The following is a 15438-nucleotide window of genomic DNA, read 5'->3' as shown; positions in this document are numbered from 1 at the left end:
ACGACAGCTACTACTGAGATGGCATCGCATTGAGCTGGATCACTTCTACGGGGCGGGTCTTTGCCTAGATGATAGTGCTTTGACACCAGCCCATAAGGTCGGAGACCAGTGCTCGGCGCTTGCAGGATCCGTCGGCGGCTGATGCTACTCTTACCCTATGAAAAAACCTGCGATCGAATTCAAAGCTATCGGCAACAAGCTCCATCTGATCTACCGACCGCACGACGGCACGCAATGGGTCTACAGGAAATTCAAAGTAGGCGACGACGTCACCGTCAAGGGCACGTTCCGCCTTACGCGCCATATCCTTGTCAAGGACGACGTCGATGAGTGGACCGAGATCGATGGTTGGGAGCCTAGAACCGACCCGGACGAATTCGACTTCGACCTGGGTGGCGAGGATCGGATGGACTTCGTCATCGCATCGGCAAAGGGTGACTACTTTTGGTTCAACGCAGAGGCGTTGCCCGTTGGAGTCTCGGTGCTGTGGCACCGCCAGGCGCGACCTACCTGGAAATGGTTTTGCGCCGAGAGAAAGACATCCATTCTAGGCGTCGTAGCCCAGCTAAAGATGAGCCGTATCGTGATCGGCGGGCCAGAGCCAGATGCGATTCCCGTAGCCGAGTTCGAAAAGCTCATCGCCCAGTTTCCGACGACGCACGAGCTGAAGCGATACGTTATTGCACGGATCAGCGGGGTAATTCGCGAATACACGGACGCAGAGATTGACGGCGAGGAACAGCTTAGAAAGACAGTTTCACGAAAGGTCAAGAGCACGCCAAAGGATCTCGCGGCGCCCTTTCGTGAAGCGGACGTGCGCAAGTTTGAATACCTGCTTGCGCACCTCAAGAGGATGTTGACCAAGCCGAATGAATACAAGGAAGCGCAATGGCAGGCCGAGATCGTTAAGATCATTTGCCTGCTGAACCCCAAGTACATAGAGGCGTTTACTGGCGTGCGGGTCAAGGATTTTGATAGCGGCAGCTATCGGATTCTGGACATCCTGCTGCTGGATGCATCAGGCAACATCGACGTAGTTGAGATAAAGCAGCCATTCGGAGAGGCCATGGTCACTCCGCGGCGCTATCGCAAGAACCACGTACCGATGCGAGAGCTGTCTGGCGCGGTTATTCAAGTCGAGAAGTACCTGCTGCACCTGACCCGGTGGGGCCAGAAGGGCGAAGATACGCTGACCAAACGCTACGCATCGCGGCTGCCGCTTGGATTCAAGATCCGCGTGGTGAACCCTAGCGGCCTCGTGATCATGGGCCGCGATGCCGACATGACGCCGGACCAACGTGGCGACTTCGAGGTCACAAGACGGCACTATAAGCACATAGCCGATATCGTTACCTACGATGATCTGCTGCGGCGCCTCGAAGCGGTACTGAACAAGCAGCGCGCTGGGCTCTGAGGCCTAAACTTGCCGGCTGTAACTCCCAGCCGCCACGGCTGGACGTCAGAGATTCAATGGCCGGATTGGAGACGAAACGGCAAGCTGGAAGGCCCCTCAGCCGTGCGACCGGTTGCGCTAAATACCGGTCGTTCGCTGAGCAAGCCCCGACCTTTCGGTTCGGTCGATCAGGGTCCTTCGGTGCATTCAGCGCTTCCATATTCCTCAGCTTCCTGCGGAGCGTGCGGCATAGTGGATCTCGCTACGGGATAGCGCGGGGTACCCGATGCGATCGACTGGCGGATCGTATAGCGATGATTGCGATTCCGCGCGAGTCGATTTGGGTTGGTCACTGTGGTTCCGTTGTGGCCGAATATTCTATGATGTGAAAAATTGTCTCTGTCTCGATGTAGGGGTAGGAGCGGGGGTGAGGTTGTGCTCCAAGACCGGGAGTCAAACCCGACGCTGGTTTCCGGGCAATATCGAACCCCTCCGTCTCCGCCAGAAGAATGCAAAACCCCGTAGGTCTAACGACTTGCGGGGTTTTTGTTTTTTCTGCCCATCGTTTGACCGATCCCGCCGATGTCGCAATGCCGACTCAGTTTCCGTGCGATACAGCGTCTCCTTATTCTGTTGATGTCCGAATGACGCCGTGCGGTTCTGCTATGCCTGAGTCTGAGCGTCCAATCCCTTACTTACACAGCGAATTGCGAGGTTTGCCTTACGACGTCGCGATGACGAAGCCGTGAGAGAACCACAGTTGCGCAACCGTCCAAGCTTACCAGGTCGTTTATCGGTACCGGTGGCAGCGGCATTGTGGTGCGGGTTCCGGCGAACGAAGTAGAAGAAATATGCCGAGCCGTCCCCATTGGACAATTAAACGCGTTAGTACGTGCGATCCTGCGGCACGCATATCTGAACTGTCTTGAGCCGCGTATCCGGGGCGATTCGCGTCCTTCATGCTTGTAATTTTTAGTCAAATGTCACGCCTTCGGATCGACATTGTTAGAAAGATTCTGCATTGTTAAAAACGATGCTCCGTTCTTATGCAAACACAAGGATTGCTTCAGGCGGCTGATGGATTTCGAAACCGGGCAAACATGGCAACAGAACTGAAAACGGATTCATGGCACAGCTACGTGCTGTATCGGAAGAAGGACTATGCGCCCAGTGTCTTTCCAAGTCCGGAAGAAACGCAAGCCATCGAAGCAGGCAAAAAATACGCCCTAGGTGCGGACTCCTACATATGGGCCAAGGACGCAGGCTTGCTCAAACGGGTGCGCGAGTTTCTTGGCAAGAATTTCCACTGGCATGATCGCCTTGCAAAGAGCGGCTCGGATTCGGATGTTGTCCAGGCTCTAATGGAGATGGTGCGGGGTGGTAGCGTCGTAGTTATTCCTGAAAAACCGATGCGCAGCGGCGGCGCTACAGGAGCATCGAAGAACGCCGACCCGTCGTTTCGGCGTGTTTCGGACTATGACGTGCCGAAGTACAAGGCGACCAAGGAACGATATCAGGCGCAACTCGAAAAGATGAATGCCGATCCAATACCGTGGTCGGAAATCCAGTCGATGAACGACAGCATGAACACGCAATTCATGCACGCGGCAATCTTGGCCGCGCCAGCACTCTCGTTGCCTGTATTCGCCCGAGCAGGCTGGATCAGCAAGTACAGTCTGCCTGACATGACCGGCGTTGGCTTTGACCGTGTGAATGTTGTCGCAGGCGACGATAGCTCTGCTGGCATGACAACATCACTCGGAGGTATGCCGTTTGGATACGGGTCCGAAACCGGCTCGTCAACGGAAGTTCGTCAGCTCGCATGGTTGCCCCGAACGGGAGGTCTCGCCAGTGCGTGGGTTGAGAATCCGTCCGGAAGCAAACAGATGCGGCTCTATGATGGCATTGGAAACGCAGCAGTCGATTTCGACTTCGATCATGATCATGGATTCGGTGCACCGCATGCCCACAACTGGGACGGCAACATCCGTGATAAAGGCAACGCCTTTTCTCTCTTACCTTACTGATGCGCGGCAATCATGGATGACCTCAAGGCATTTACGTTTCTTCACGACTGGTACATCGATATCCTCGCTGTTACTGATGACGGAGATAGTTTGACAGTCGGTCTTAAATTGGACGAGCGACGCGCTACTGTAACTTTTGTCGGGACAACCCGATGCGTTATAGAGCATTACGGGCTTCTCAATATCGTCTATGACATAAAATTTTTGGAACCCGGGACACCGTGCTATGAGAAAGCGTTGAGAGCGCTCAACCAATCTGACCGCTTCTCCGACAAACAACCGAAGCATCTCGCGCTAGTCGCGGCAACGGTAGGCGCCGAGATAGTTGTTGAATTCGGGTCCCTGCGAATCGAATCGACGTAATTTAGCCATCTCCACCTTCAGGAGTGACGCGAGTAAGCGCGCCTTTGGTCTGCCGTTGCTGTTTCATTCTCGCGGATGGTGCAACGGATCATCGACGGTGGTGGTCGGCATCGTCAGTTCCAGCCTTGGGCCTTACGATGAGCACAGGCGAACAACTCGGTGTGTCTCACGCAACCTTCTTAGGCGTTATGAACGAGCACGCCGCTTTCAGTTCTGAGATCGCTGCGAGGATCGAGCAGTCGACAACGGAACCATCCGCGCTCGGCTGGTTGCGATGCAAGTTAAATGCGACATGTGGCAACTTCGTGCGAAGGCCATTCCGAAAGTTACTCCAGCTCGTCCGGGCGTGCACACCCAAAGCCGCTTAAGCGTCAGTCGTCACCGTCTGAACGCAGCCGCCGTCGCTTCATCCGCCGGGAAGAACAACTCGATCGCCAGCTCCGACAACGTGATATCAATCGGCGTACCGAACATCATCGTTGTACTGATGAACGACAACGGTCCCGCAGCCGTGCTCAACACGAATGGGATCACGATAGAAGATTCGCCCGCGTCATTCCAACCGGATCCCCCCGGATATCGCTTCAACTCATCGCGCAATGCGCTCAACTCCAAATCCGCCGTGAGTGCGATCTGACGCTCCAGCCGTTCAAGTAAATGCGCGCGCCATTGCCCGAGATTCGCGATCTTCGACGCCAACCCCTGCGGATGCAGACTCAAGCGCAACACATTCACCGGTGGTTCGAGCAAAGACGGATCAGCATCGGCGATAAGCGCAGCCACCGCACCATTCGCCGACACCAGGTTCCAATGCCGATCGATAGCCAGCGCCGGATACGGTTCGTGCCCCTTCAATATCTGCTCGACTGCGGTTCGCGCGGGCTGCATTGATTGATCTGTGAGCGCGCGTTCCCGGAACACTGGCGCGAACCCCGCCGCGGTCAGCAACTCATTACGTTCACGCAGCGGCACCTCAAGGTACTCAGCCAGCCGCAGCACCATCGCGCGGCTCGGCGCGGCACGCCCCGTTTCGATAAAACTCAGATGCCGGCTCGAAATCTCCGCTTCGCTGGCCAGATAAAGCTGGCTCATGCGCCGTCGTTCGCGCCAGTGCCTGATCATTGGGCCGATACCGATACCCACAGCCGTCGCAGTCAGTGTGTTCATGGCCGTACCTTATCAAACCACCGCACGCCGTTCCATTACCCGCCAGGTAATCGACGCACGACATGCTCGTCCCGATGATTGCTCCCAGGCCGCGCCAATCCAGTCCGGCCATAGCCCCGAAGACTATCGAAGGAGAGAATCATGACTGAGCATGACGTTCTGGTGGGTCGCTATATCGATACATGGAACGAGACAGATTCGTCGCGACGGAACGCGCTCGCAGAGCGGGTTTTGCTCGACGGCGCGCGCTACACCGACCCGATGATGAGCAGCACCGGCCCGAAAGGATTCGCCGAGATGATCGGCGCGTTTCAGTCGCAGATGCCTGGGTTGAGGTTCGAGCGGGTTGGTGGGATTGATGCAACGGGCGCGATGGTCCGCTTCAGTTGGCGTCTGATCGATGCCACTGGCCGGCAACTGGCGAGCGGGACGGACGTTGGCGAATTTTCCTTCGACGGACGGTTTGCCGGCATTACCGGTTTTCTCGATAGCACCCTGATGGGCCCGGCATGGTGCGTGGAAAAGTACGCCGCGTTCTGGGCCGCGCCGGACTTCAACCGGCCGAGCGATGAACTGGCGGTGGATATCGAAGGATATTGGCCGGGATTGCACGCGCCGTTGAAGGGCGTGGAGGCCTATGTGCGGCCGCTGCACGAACTGTTGCGCCACGTTCCGGATTTCAGGCTGGAAGTCGCCGACCACGCGAGTCGCGGCGATACAGTCTTCATCCGATGGATTGCCACGGGGACGCACGGCGATGTGCCGCTGCGCTTCGAAGGGGTCGACTGCGTGCGTCACAGCAACGGCCAGGTTTATGAGAACCGGATCTACTGCGACCATCCGCTGATTCATGAATTGAACCGCTAGCGGGATCGGTGCCCCCGTTTTTCTTCGATCGAATAGGGCGCTTCGCTCGGCCGACATGCCGGCGCGAGCGCCCAAGCGAACTCAGACTTCGTCGTCGTCCAGGTCATCGGGGCCTTGCAGGTCCGCTGGTCCCGTTTCACCGCGTACAGCCCGGCGTTTGCGCTGCACGTGGTACGCCGTCAGTACAGCGTGCACGACCATATCCAGCGCGGGTTTCGCGTTACCTTGCTTGTCCGTCCAGGTCTTCGGCGTGAGTGCGCCGGCAAGCGATACGCTGTCGCCGTCATCGAGCGCCTGGAGCGCGTCCTTGACGGTGTCGTCGAAGGCAATCACGTTCACGAACAGGCTCTCGCCGTCGCCGGCCGAGGCGCGAACCCGGCATGTCACGAAATGCGTGCCGTGCTGACCCGTACGCACTTGCGCCGTGCCGTAGAGACGTCCGGAAACCAGACCGTCGATCATGATGTGCCTCTCCAAAATTCAGCAATTGTCTCACTCGCGAGCAGACGTTTCGCGGTTGCACGGGTCAGGCGGGATTTAAATCGGGCGGCCTTGGCCTGCGGTTCGTAGCGGGCTACGGTGATTGATGAACGGTAGAACGATACGTGCTTTACTAGTCCGATTCTATCGCGCGCTTCGAACTGCTCGCGGCGCGTGCCCAATCCCAGCGAGCCTCCGCGACGAGAGATGAGGGGCCGCCAAATCAGCTAAGGAAATGTTGTGTCACACCCTGTTGGCGATCGTAATTCTGAGTTACCAACTTGAAACATCTAGGCCGGCTCGTTCGGCTAAGATTTAATCAACAAACCTACTCCGTTGAGGTGCACTTCAAATGAACAACAAACTGAAGACTTCCATTTTTGCCGGCGCGATTGCAATCGGAGCGCTCGGAATGTCCGGCGCGGCGATGGCCCAAGTGCGTCTTGGTATCAATATCGGCGTGCCCGCGCCGGTGTACGTTGCGCCGCAGCCGGTCTACGCACCGCCGCCGCCGCCGGTCGTCTACGCACCGCCGCCACCGGTGTATGCTGCAGCGCCGGTCGTGGTAATCGGTTGGCACGGCGATCGTTACTGGGACGGCCGCCGTTACTGGAACCGTAACGACTGGTACCGTTATCACGGCGGCCCGCATTACGACCATCGCGGGTACTAAATACCAGCCGTAATACAGCAGCCGTCAGGTAGCTGGCCCAAAGGCCATCCGGCGAAAACCGGGTGGCCTTTGGTTTTTCAGCATCCCGCCAGCCGTCCGTCCAGTGCTACCCTGATTCCCCGTTTTTCATGATGTAACAAAGAGTAAGCTTTCAGCAGACGATACCTCTGCGCCGAAGAACCACTTACAAAGTCGAAGTACCGGATTGAAGGCGATCCGCTATATTCGCTACCACCTGAACAATGATGCTCAAAGGCGCGCTACATGAATGAGATAAAAAGCATCCGGATTCTGACTGGCATTGCTGGTTTGTGCCTCGTCACGATGTCTGGTTTTGCCCACGCCAGCGGCGTGCGGCTGGGGATCAACATCGGTATTCCTGCTCCGGTTTACGTCGCGCCGCAGCCTTATTACGCGCCACCGCCACCGCCCGTCATTTATCAACCGGCTCCGGTGTACGTGCAGCCGCAGATCGTGATCGGCTGGTACGGTAATCGTTACTATGACGGCCATCGCTATTGGGGACGTGACGAGTGGTATCGGCACAACGGTGGCCGGCCGAACTACGGTCATGGCGGCCCGGGATACGGCGGCCACGGTGGCAACTACAATCACGGTGGCAACTACAACCATGGCGGGAATGGCGGTCACGGCGACCATCACAATTAAACACCGTGGTCAGACGCATTAAAAAAGCCGTCCCGCGCAAGCGGGACGGCTTTTGATTTTATCGGCGGCAAAGGAGAGCCGCGGAGAGCCGCCGTTATCGGATCGTTATTCCGAGACCGCCTGCGCGGTCATCCCGCCGACCACGGCATTAAAACCGCCATCGACGTGGATGATCTCGGCACTTACGCCGCCAGCCAGATCCGACAACAGGAACGCCGCCACATTGCCGACCTGATCGATGCTCACGTTGCGCCGCAACGGTGCATTGTTTTCCACGAACTCGAGAATCTTGCCGAAGCTCTTGATGCCGCTTGCTGCCAGCGTCTTGATCGGCCCCGCCGAGATGCCGTTCACGCGCACGCCCTTGTCCCCAAGCGACACCGCCAGATACCGCACGCTTGCCTCAAGCGATGCCTTCGCCAGGCCCATTGTGTTGTAGTTCGGGATCGCGCGTTCGGCGCCGAGATAGCTCAGCGTGAGCAACGACGCATCCGGGGAGAGCATGGATTGCGCCGCTTTGGCGAGTGCCGGGAAGCTGTACGCGGAAATATCGTGGGCGATGCGGAAGTTCTCGCGCGTCATGCCGTCGAGGAAATTCCCCGAGATTGCCTCGCGCGGCGCAAAGCCGATGGAATGCACGAGGCCGTCGAGCGTGCCCCAGCGTTCTTTCAGCGAGACGAAGAGCGCGTCGATTTCCTCGTCGCTACCCACGTCGCACGGAAACACGAGATCGCTGCCGAATTCGGTCGCGAACTCGGTAATGCGGTCCTTGAAACGGTCACCCACGTAGGTGAAGGCGAGTTCGGCGCCTTCGCGCTTGCAAGCCGCCGCGATGCCATAGGCAATCGAGCGGTTCGATAACAAGCCCGTCAGCAGAATCCGTTTTCCAGCGAGAAATCCCATGAATGCTCCTTAAGAAGTCGATAGTGCACATGCGCCGGACCGGGCGCGCGCAAGCCGTGCGCACGTCGTTACAATGCCCGGGACAGTGGTTTTAGTAGAATTCTCTCACATCGCTTAAGGCCCGCTGCGCTTGGGGCGCTTTGAGCAGGCCATGAGCAGCCCCTCAGCCGGCTCTGAACGGCTGGGTGTTTTTCCGATCATCGTTTCACTGGTATTCATAAAGGCACTCATGGCAACTGGCTCCCGACGGGTCCTCGGTCTTCTGTTTGGCAGCTTGCTGATCGGTTTTGGCGGGCTCGCGGTACCGAAAGCGGCATTGGCCGTGTACGCCATCGCGCAGTATGGCGAGCCGAAATATCCCGCCGGCTTCAAGCACTTCGACTACGTCAATCCGGACGCACCCCGCGGCGGCACGCTGGTTCTGGCGAATCCGAACCGGCTCACGAGCTTCGACAAATTCAACCCGTTTACCCAGCGCGGCAACGCCGCGCCCGGGCTCGGTTATATGTTCGAGAGTTTGACAACCGGCAGTCTTGACGAAGTATCGACGGCTTACGGGCTTCTCGCCGACGACATCAGCATCGCGCCCGACGGCCTCTCTGCCACGTTCCACATCAATCCCAAGGCGCATTTTTCGAATGGCGATCCCGTCACCGCCGAAGACGTGAAATACTCATTCGATACGCTGAAAAGCCCGCAGGCCGCGCCGCAATACGCGGTGTATTTCGGCCAGATTTCGCGCGCGGTCATCCTTGACCCGCTGACCATTCGTTTCGACTTCAGGGAGCGCACGCGGGAGATGCCGTTTATCGCGGGCGCGATTCCGGTGTTTTCGCGCAAGTGGGGCATGAAGCCCGACGGCAGCCACGTTCCCTTCGATCAACTCGCGTTTCAGAAGCCGATAGCAAGCGGTCCGTATCTCATCGAACAATATGACAACGGCCGCACGATTACCTTAAAGCGCGATCCGGCCTATTGGGGCAATGCGTTGCCGGTGCGCGTGGGAACGTTTAACTTCGAACGCATTACGTACAAGCTCTATTCGGATGGCGTCGCGCGGCTCGAGGCGTTCAAGGCCGGCGAGTACGACGCGCTGGTCGAATATATTGCGCGCAACTGGGTACGTCGCGACATTGGCAAACGTTTTGATAACGGTGAGCTGATCAAGCGCGAATTTCGCAATCACAACGGCACGGGCATGCAGGGGTTTTTCATCAACCTGCGCCGGCCGATCTTCCAGGACGTGCGCGTGCGCCAGGCGCTCGATCTTGCGTTCGACTTCCAGTGGCTGAACCGGCAACTGTTTTTTAACCAATACACGCGCACCGACAGCTTCTTTGCAAACACCGACCTGCAAGCGACGGGCAAGCCAAGCGCGGGCGAACTCGCAATTCTCTCGCCGTTACGCGCGCAACTCGATCCCGCCGTGTTCGGCGACGTGGTGAAGCAGCCCGACACCGATCCACCCGGCTCATTGCGCGCGAACCTGATCACGGCGCGCAAGCTGCTGGCTGACGCGGGCTGGACGTATAGGGACGGTGCGTTGCGCAACGCGAAGGGCGAGCCGTTCGTCTTCGAGATTCTCGACGACTCGGCCAGCGGATCGTCGATGGAACCTGTCGTCGCCACGTTCCAGCGCAACTTGCAGAAGCTCGGGATTGTCGCGAATTTTCGTACGGTTGACTTTGCGCTGATCCAGAAGCGGCTCGACGCGTTCGACTTCGACATGACCAGCCTGCGCATGCCCGACGTGCAGATTCCCGGCACCGAACAGGAGACGCGTTTCGGCAGCAAGTCCGCGGATCAGCAGGGCTCGGATAACATGAACGGGCTGAAGTCGCCGGCCGTGGATTCGATCGTGCACACCTTGCTTGGCGCCCAGACCCGCGAGCAACTCCTCGATGCCACCCATGCGCTCGACCGCGTCCTGATGCATGGCTACTATGTGATCCCGCATTGGTACACGGCGTCGCATAGGGTGGCGTATCGAAACACGCTCGCGTATCCGGCGACCTTGCCGCTGTATTACACCGCCGAAGACTGGATCACATCGACATGGTGGTTCAAGCCGCCTGCCGCCGCGTCGGCCTCTGCGTCGGCCACGGCCGCGAAGTAAATCCACGCACTTAATCACTCAAGCGGACCGCGCCCATGTGGAGCTACATCCTGAAACGCATTTTGCTGATGATCCCGACCTTGCTCGGTGTCCTCACGCTGACGTTCGCCGTGATCCAGTTCGTGCCGGGCGGACCGGTCGAGCAAGCCGTGCACGAATTGCGGCGCGGCGAGCAAGGCACGAGCTTCGGCATGCGCATGCACACGGGCGTGGATGCGCAGCAAGTCGCGCAACTTCGCGCGCTCTACGGCTTCGATAAACCGCCGCTCGAACGCTACTGGCTGATGCTCGGACGCTTCGCCCGTTTCGATCTCGGCGACAGCTATTTTCGCCATCAAAGCGTGTGGTCGTTGATTGTGTCGAAGCTGCCGGTGTCGATCAGCATTGGCGTGTGGACGTTCTTTCTCACTTACCTGATTTCGGTGCCGCTCGGGATTGCGAAGGCGGTGCGCAACGGTTCCACCTTCGATTTCACCACCAGCCTGCTCGTGCTCGTCGGCTTCGCCATTCCCGGCTTCGTGCTCGGTGTGCTGCTTCTCGTGCTGTTCGGCGGCGGGTCGTTCTGGCAACTGTTTCCGCTGCGCAACCTCACCTCCGACAACTGGGCAACGTTGAGCCTCGGCGGCAAGATAGCCGACTACTTGTGGCATATCACGTTGCCGATCATTGCGTCGGTGGTCGGCAGCTTCGCGGTCGTCACCATGCTGACCAAGAACGCATTCCTCGATGAAATCCGCAAACAGTATGTGCTGACGGCGCGCGCCAAGGGGTTGTCGGAGAGAAGGGTGCTGTGGAAGCACGTGTTCCGCAACGCGTTGTTGCCGCTGATCGTGGGTTTTCCGGGCGCGTTCATCGGAGCGTTCTTTACGGGCAGTTTGCTGATAGAAACGCTTTTTTCACTCGATGGCCTCGGCCTGCTTTCGTACGAGTCCGTCGTGCGGCGCGATTATCCGGTCGTGCTCGGTACGCTATATCTGTTCACGCTGATCGGGCTTGCCACCAAGCTGATCTCTGACCTCTGCTACGTCTGGGTCGATCCGCGCATTCAATTCGAACAACTGGAGCGTTGAGTTGAACCGTTCCCTGCTCCGTACGCCTCAAGACGGCGACGCCCAGCCGCTCAGCGTGCCGGTTTCGATCACGCCGGGACAACGCGTCTGGCAACGTTTCAAGCGCAACCGGCTCGGCTACTGGAGCCTGGTGATTTTCGTGATCGCGTTCGCAATCAGTCTCGCGGGACCGCTGTGGTCCAATGACAAACCATTGGTCGTCCGTTATCAGGGGCAGCTTTATTTCCCGCTGGTCAAGACGTACGCCGAGACCACGTTCGGCGGCGACTTTCCGACGCCCGCCGATTACCTCGATCCGTATATTCGCGACCGTTTCAGCGAGGGCAGCAACTTCGCCGTTTATCCGCCGAACCACTACTACTACGACACGCTCAACTATTTTTCGAAGGCCTCGAACCCGGCGCCGCCATCGCGTGAAAACTGGCTCGGCACCGACGATCGCGGCCGCGATGTGTTCGCCCGATTGCTCTATGGCTTTCGCGTCTCGGTCATCTTCGCGCTGGTCCTGACGGCGATAGGCACCGTGCTCGGCCTGCTGGCCGGCGCGGTTCAAGGCTACTTCGGCGGCCGTACGGACCTCACCGGACAACGCCTGATCGAAATCTGGAGTGCGTTGCCGGAGTTGTATCTGCTGATCATTTTCGCGTCCATCTTCGAGCCGAGTTTGCTGCTGCTCGTCGTGCTGTTGTCGTTGTTCGGATGGATCGGGTTATCGGACTATGTGCGCGCGGAGTTCCTGCGCAACCGCACGCAGGATTACGTGCGGGCGGCGCGGGCGATGGGTCTGTCCAACGCCCAGATCATCTGGCGTCACATCCTGCCGAACAGCCTCACGCCCGTTATCACCTTCCTGCCATTTCGTATGAGCGGGGCGATCCTTGCGCTGACCAGCCTTGATTTCCTGGGCCTGGGCGTGCCGCCGCCCACGCCATCGCTTGGAGAATTGCTCGCGCAAGGCAAGGCGAATCTCGACGCGTGGTGGATCTCGCTGTCCACTTTCGGCGTACTGGTCGCGACCCTGTTGCTGCTCACGTTCATGGGCGATGCGCTGCGTAACGCGCTGGACACGCGCATCTCCGACGCCGTCAAAGCCGGAGGCGGTCAATGAGCGCTCCGTTGCTGGAAATCACGGATCTGCGGGTGCGCTTTGGCGAGACCATGGCCGTCGATGGCGTGAGCCTCAAGATTGAAGCCGGCGAACGCGTGGCGCTGGTCGGCGAGTCGGGATCGGGCAAAAGCGTGACGGCGCTGTCTATCCTGCGGCTTTTGCGCGACGCCGAGCTGAGCGGGTCGATTCGCCTGGACGGCGAGGAGTTGCTCACCAAAAGCGAACCCGCGATGCGCAAGCTGCGGGGCTCGGACATCGCGATGATCTTCCAGGAGCCGATGACCGCGCTCAACCCGCTGTACACCATCGGCGACCAGATCGCGGAGACGATTCAGCTGCACGATGGCGTGTCCGCTCGCGACGCCCGCCGGCGAGCGATTGACCTGCTCGCGCGCACGGGGATCACGGATCCGGAAAAGCGCATCGACCGATATCCGCATCAACTCTCGGGCGGACAACGCCAGCGCGCGATGATTGCAATGGCGCTCGCGTGCCGCCCGCGTCTGCTGCTCGCCGACGAACCCACGACCGCGCTCGACGTGACCATCCGCGCGCAGATCGTGGAATTGCTGCTGGAATTGCAACGCGACGAAGCCGCTTCCCGCGGTATGGCCGTGTTGCTGATCACGCACGATCTCAACCTCGTGCGTAAATTCGCGCAGCGCGTGGCGGTGATGGAGCAGGGCGTGCTGGTGGAAAGCGGTACGGTGAAGGACATATTCGCGTCGCCGCAGCATCCCTATACGGTACGTTTGCTTGCGAGCAGGCCGGAGCGCACGGTGTTGCCGGTGCTGCCGCTGTCGCCCGTATTGCTCGACGCGCAAGAGGTATCCGTGGAATTCGCCACGAAGACGCCAGGCGTGGGCGGCTGGTTCCGGCGCGGCGCGTTCAAGGCGGTGGATCGCGTTTCCGTGACGGTGCGGCAGGGTGAAACGTTGGGTATCGTCGGTGAGTCGGGGTCGGGAAAGTCCACTTTGGCGATGGCGCTGCTGGGTTTGCAGCGCACGTCACACGGGAAGGTGGAGTTTCAAGGGCGCTTGCTTGCCGACTATCGTGGCCGTGAAAAAACCGTGTTGCGATCAAATATGCAGGTGGTGTTTCAGGACCCCTATAGCTCGCTGTCGCCGCGCCAGACGATTGAGCGGATCGTAGGCGAGGGGCTTGGGCTGCATCGTCCGGAACTCGATGCTGCCGCGCGGCACGCCAAGGTGGTGGCCGTTCTGCGCGAAGTCGGAATAGACCGTACGGCGTTGAATCGATACCCGCACGAGTTCTCCGGCGGTCAGCGCCAACGTATTGCAATCGCCCGCGCGCTGGTGCTCGAACCGCGCATCCTGATCCTCGATGAACCGACCAGTGCACTCGATGTGTCAATTCAGTATCAAGTTTTGCGTCTACTTGCCGATATACAACGGAAGTACAACCTGGGCTATGTGTTCATCAGCCATGACCTGGAGGTGATCGGCGCGATGGCGCACCGGGTTGTAGTCATGCAGAACGGAACTATCGTGGAAACCGGTGATGTGGAGAATATTTTTGCGACGCCGTCCCACGAATACACAAGAAAGTTACTGAAAGCCGCGATCGCGGCCTAATTTTCACCAATTAGGTGCGTATCTCAATTGTATTTTTCTATGCCTTTTGACATGTAAATAATATCTGGCTAGTATCAAGCCAACTTTTCCGCATGACACTGATTTTTCAGACTTTTTCACCCAAAACTACCGACCGATGCAGCAATTAACTTTGACTCAAACATGCGCGCGTGCAGCAGCCAGCATGTTGATCGGCCTGATGATGACAGCAACTTTCGGTGCGTTCGCCGACGAAGTCAACAATTCAAGCCAAAACGCCAGCAATGGCATCTCCGCGTCGGCCAAAGCAGCTAACGACATTTATCCCGTCGCTGACTCTGGCAATGTCTCGGGTAATGTGACAAGTAACCCATCCAGCGGCACGCGTTCTTTTCTTTCCGGCATGGCGAGCAAGGCGGGCGACGTAGTAGTCGGCGCGCTCAATATGATCGGCGTGCGCTATCGCTGGGGTGGAAATACCCCGGATTCCGGTCTCGATTGCAGCGGTTTCGTGCGCTACGTGTTCCAGGACACGTTGGGCATGACCTTGCCGCGGCGTGCGGAAGAGATGAGCCGGGTTGGCGAAAAAGTTCGCGTGAGCGAGCTGAAGCCGGGTGACCTCGTGTTTTTCAACACAATGCGCCGCTCGTTCTCGCACGTCGGGATTTATATCGGCGACAACAAGTTTGTTCACTCGCCGTCCACGGGCAGCACGATCCGTGTGGACGACATGGACAACAGTTATTGGGAAAAGCGCTACACGGGCGCTCGGCGTGTTGAAGCGACCTTCCCGATTGACGGTGTCGATCTACGTCAGCGTGTCAGCGCCACGATTGGTAACAACGGCAACTAAGTCGTCGTCACTCATCTGACCGGTTGCTGGTAACCGGTACGGTGTACAAAAGCCTGCCTTTCAAAAAAGGGCGGGCTTTTGTCGTTCCCGCGGGGATTGTGTGTGTTGCTGATGGTTGACCTTCGCCACGTCGCCGGACTGCCACTTCAGATTCAGGCAACCCACCGCGTATTTC

The 15438-nt window shown here is 58.6% G+C and carries 14 protein-coding genes; 11 read left to right on the top strand and 3 right to left on the bottom strand.

Annotated elements, in window-relative coordinates; all coding sequences use genetic code 11:
- Window positions 1-157 precede the first annotated feature (157 nt).
- From HB376_RS08955 to HB376_RS08945, 3 genes are all read left to right on the top strand, one after another.
- Window positions 158-1414 carry a Shedu immune nuclease family protein gene (locus tag HB376_RS08955; protein WP_213763198.1) on the top strand — a complete coding sequence of 419 codons (1257 nt, stop codon included), beginning with the start codon at window positions 158-160 and terminating at the stop codon, window positions 1412-1414.
- Between the two features lie 1079 nt (window positions 1415-2493).
- Entirely contained in the window at window positions 2494-3420 is a 927-nt protein-coding gene (locus tag HB376_RS08950; RefSeq protein ID WP_213763542.1) for a hypothetical protein, read from the top strand.
- Window positions 3421-3432: 12 nt separating this feature from the next.
- Window positions 3433-3783, top strand: coding sequence for a hypothetical protein (locus HB376_RS08945; RefSeq protein ID WP_213763197.1), 351 nt, complete (start codon window positions 3433-3435; stop codon window positions 3781-3783).
- 378 nt (window positions 3784-4161) lie between these two features.
- Here the strand turns inward: HB376_RS08945 and HB376_RS08940 are convergent, their stop codons facing one another.
- Entirely contained in the window at window positions 4162-4950 is a 789-nt protein-coding gene (locus HB376_RS08940) for a helix-turn-helix transcriptional regulator (protein ID WP_213763195.1), read from the bottom strand.
- A 141-nt stretch (window positions 4951-5091) separates the two neighbouring features.
- On the opposite strand from HB376_RS08940, the gene HB376_RS08935 reads away from it, so the two are divergent.
- Window positions 5092-5817, top strand: coding sequence for a nuclear transport factor 2 family protein (locus HB376_RS08935; RefSeq protein WP_213763193.1), 726 nt, complete (start codon window positions 5092-5094; stop codon window positions 5815-5817).
- An 81-nt stretch (window positions 5818-5898) separates the two neighbouring features.
- On the opposite strand, the gene HB376_RS08930 is transcribed toward HB376_RS08935, so the two are convergent.
- Complete coding sequence (locus tag HB376_RS08930) at window positions 5899-6279, bottom strand: single-stranded DNA-binding protein (RefSeq protein WP_213763192.1); 381 nt, start codon at window positions 6277-6279, stop codon at window positions 5899-5901.
- Window positions 6280-6649: 370 nt separating this feature from the next.
- Between HB376_RS08930 and HB376_RS08925 the strand changes: the two genes are divergently transcribed.
- Window positions 6650-6970: a hypothetical protein gene (locus HB376_RS08925; RefSeq protein WP_213763190.1), complete on the top strand. Its 321-nt coding sequence runs from the start codon at window positions 6650-6652 to the stop codon at window positions 6968-6970.
- Window positions 6971-7243: 273 nt separating this feature from the next.
- Window positions 7244-7639 carry a hypothetical protein gene (locus tag HB376_RS08920; RefSeq protein WP_346730469.1) on the top strand — a complete coding sequence of 132 codons (396 nt, stop codon included), beginning with the start codon at window positions 7244-7246 and terminating at the stop codon, window positions 7637-7639.
- A gap of 105 nt (window positions 7640-7744) precedes the next feature.
- On the opposite strand, the gene fabI is transcribed toward HB376_RS08920, so the two are convergent.
- A complete protein-coding gene (gene fabI, locus HB376_RS08915; RefSeq protein WP_213763187.1) occupies window positions 7745-8542 on the bottom strand; it encodes an enoyl-ACP reductase FabI in 798 nt (265 codons plus the stop codon).
- Window positions 8543-8693: 151 nt separating this feature from the next.
- Between fabI and HB376_RS08910 the strand changes: the two genes are divergently transcribed.
- The 5 genes from HB376_RS08910 to HB376_RS08890 all read left to right on the top strand — a co-directional run bounded on the left by HB376_RS08910 (window position 8694) and on the right by HB376_RS08890 (window position 15263).
- Entirely contained in the window at window positions 8694-10658 is a 1965-nt protein-coding gene (locus HB376_RS08910; protein ID WP_255631246.1) for an extracellular solute-binding protein, read from the top strand.
- Window positions 10659-10693: 35 nt separating this feature from the next.
- The gene (locus tag HB376_RS08905; protein WP_213763185.1) at window positions 10694-11728 is read left to right on the top strand and encodes an ABC transporter permease subunit; all 1035 of its coding nucleotides are present in this window, start codon (window positions 10694-10696) and stop codon (window positions 11726-11728) included.
- A gap of 1 nt (window position 11729) precedes the next feature.
- On the top strand, window positions 11730-12836 hold the full coding sequence (locus tag HB376_RS08900; RefSeq protein ID WP_255631245.1) for an ABC transporter permease: 1107 nt from the start codon (window positions 11730-11732) through the stop codon (window positions 12834-12836).
- Window positions 12833-14431, top strand: a complete 1599-nt coding sequence (locus HB376_RS08895; RefSeq protein ID WP_213763183.1) for a dipeptide ABC transporter ATP-binding protein — start codon at window positions 12833-12835, stop codon at window positions 14429-14431. Before HB376_RS08900 ends, HB376_RS08895 begins: the two co-directional genes overlap by 4 nt.
- Window positions 14432-14567: 136 nt before the next feature.
- Entirely contained in the window at window positions 14568-15263 is a 696-nt protein-coding gene (locus HB376_RS08890) for a C40 family peptidase (RefSeq protein ID WP_213763181.1), read from the top strand.
- Window positions 15264-15438 lie beyond the last annotated feature (175 nt).

The sequence above is a fragment of the Caballeronia sp. dw_19 genome (genome assembly GCF_018449515.1).
Taxonomy (GTDB): Bacteria; Pseudomonadota; Gammaproteobacteria; order Burkholderiales; family Burkholderiaceae; genus Caballeronia.
Note: the sequence above shows the minus strand (reverse complement) of the source record. Positions and strands in the feature narration are given on the sequence as shown.

Coding starts and splice junctions, on each gene's coding strand:
- fabI (WP_213763187.1), bottom strand. CDS start 8,542: ATGGGATTTCTCGCTGGAAAACGGATTCTGCTGACGGGCTTGTTATCG.
- HB376_RS08890 (WP_213763181.1), top strand. CDS start 14,568: ATGCAGCAATTAACTTTGACTCAAACATGCGCGCGTGCAGCAGCCAGC.
- HB376_RS08955 (WP_213763198.1), top strand. CDS start 158: ATGAAAAAACCTGCGATCGAATTCAAAGCTATCGGCAACAAGCTCCAT.
- HB376_RS08950 (WP_213763542.1), top strand. CDS start 2,494: ATGGCAACAGAACTGAAAACGGATTCATGGCACAGCTACGTGCTGTAT.
- HB376_RS08905 (WP_213763185.1), top strand. CDS start 10,694: ATGTGGAGCTACATCCTGAAACGCATTTTGCTGATGATCCCGACCTTG.
- HB376_RS08935 (WP_213763193.1), top strand. CDS start 5,092: ATGACTGAGCATGACGTTCTGGTGGGTCGCTATATCGATACATGGAAC.
- HB376_RS08910 (WP_255631246.1), top strand. CDS start 8,694: ATGAGCAGCCCCTCAGCCGGCTCTGAACGGCTGGGTGTTTTTCCGATC.
- HB376_RS08925 (WP_213763190.1), top strand. CDS start 6,650: ATGAACAACAAACTGAAGACTTCCATTTTTGCCGGCGCGATTGCAATC.
- HB376_RS08930 (WP_213763192.1), bottom strand. CDS start 6,279: ATGATCGACGGTCTGGTTTCCGGACGTCTCTACGGCACGGCGCAAGTG.
- HB376_RS08895 (WP_213763183.1), top strand. CDS start 12,833: ATGAGCGCTCCGTTGCTGGAAATCACGGATCTGCGGGTGCGCTTTGGC.
- HB376_RS08940 (WP_213763195.1), bottom strand. CDS start 4,950: ATGAACACACTGACTGCGACGGCTGTGGGTATCGGTATCGGCCCAATG.
- HB376_RS08945 (WP_213763197.1), top strand. CDS start 3,433: ATGGATGACCTCAAGGCATTTACGTTTCTTCACGACTGGTACATCGAT.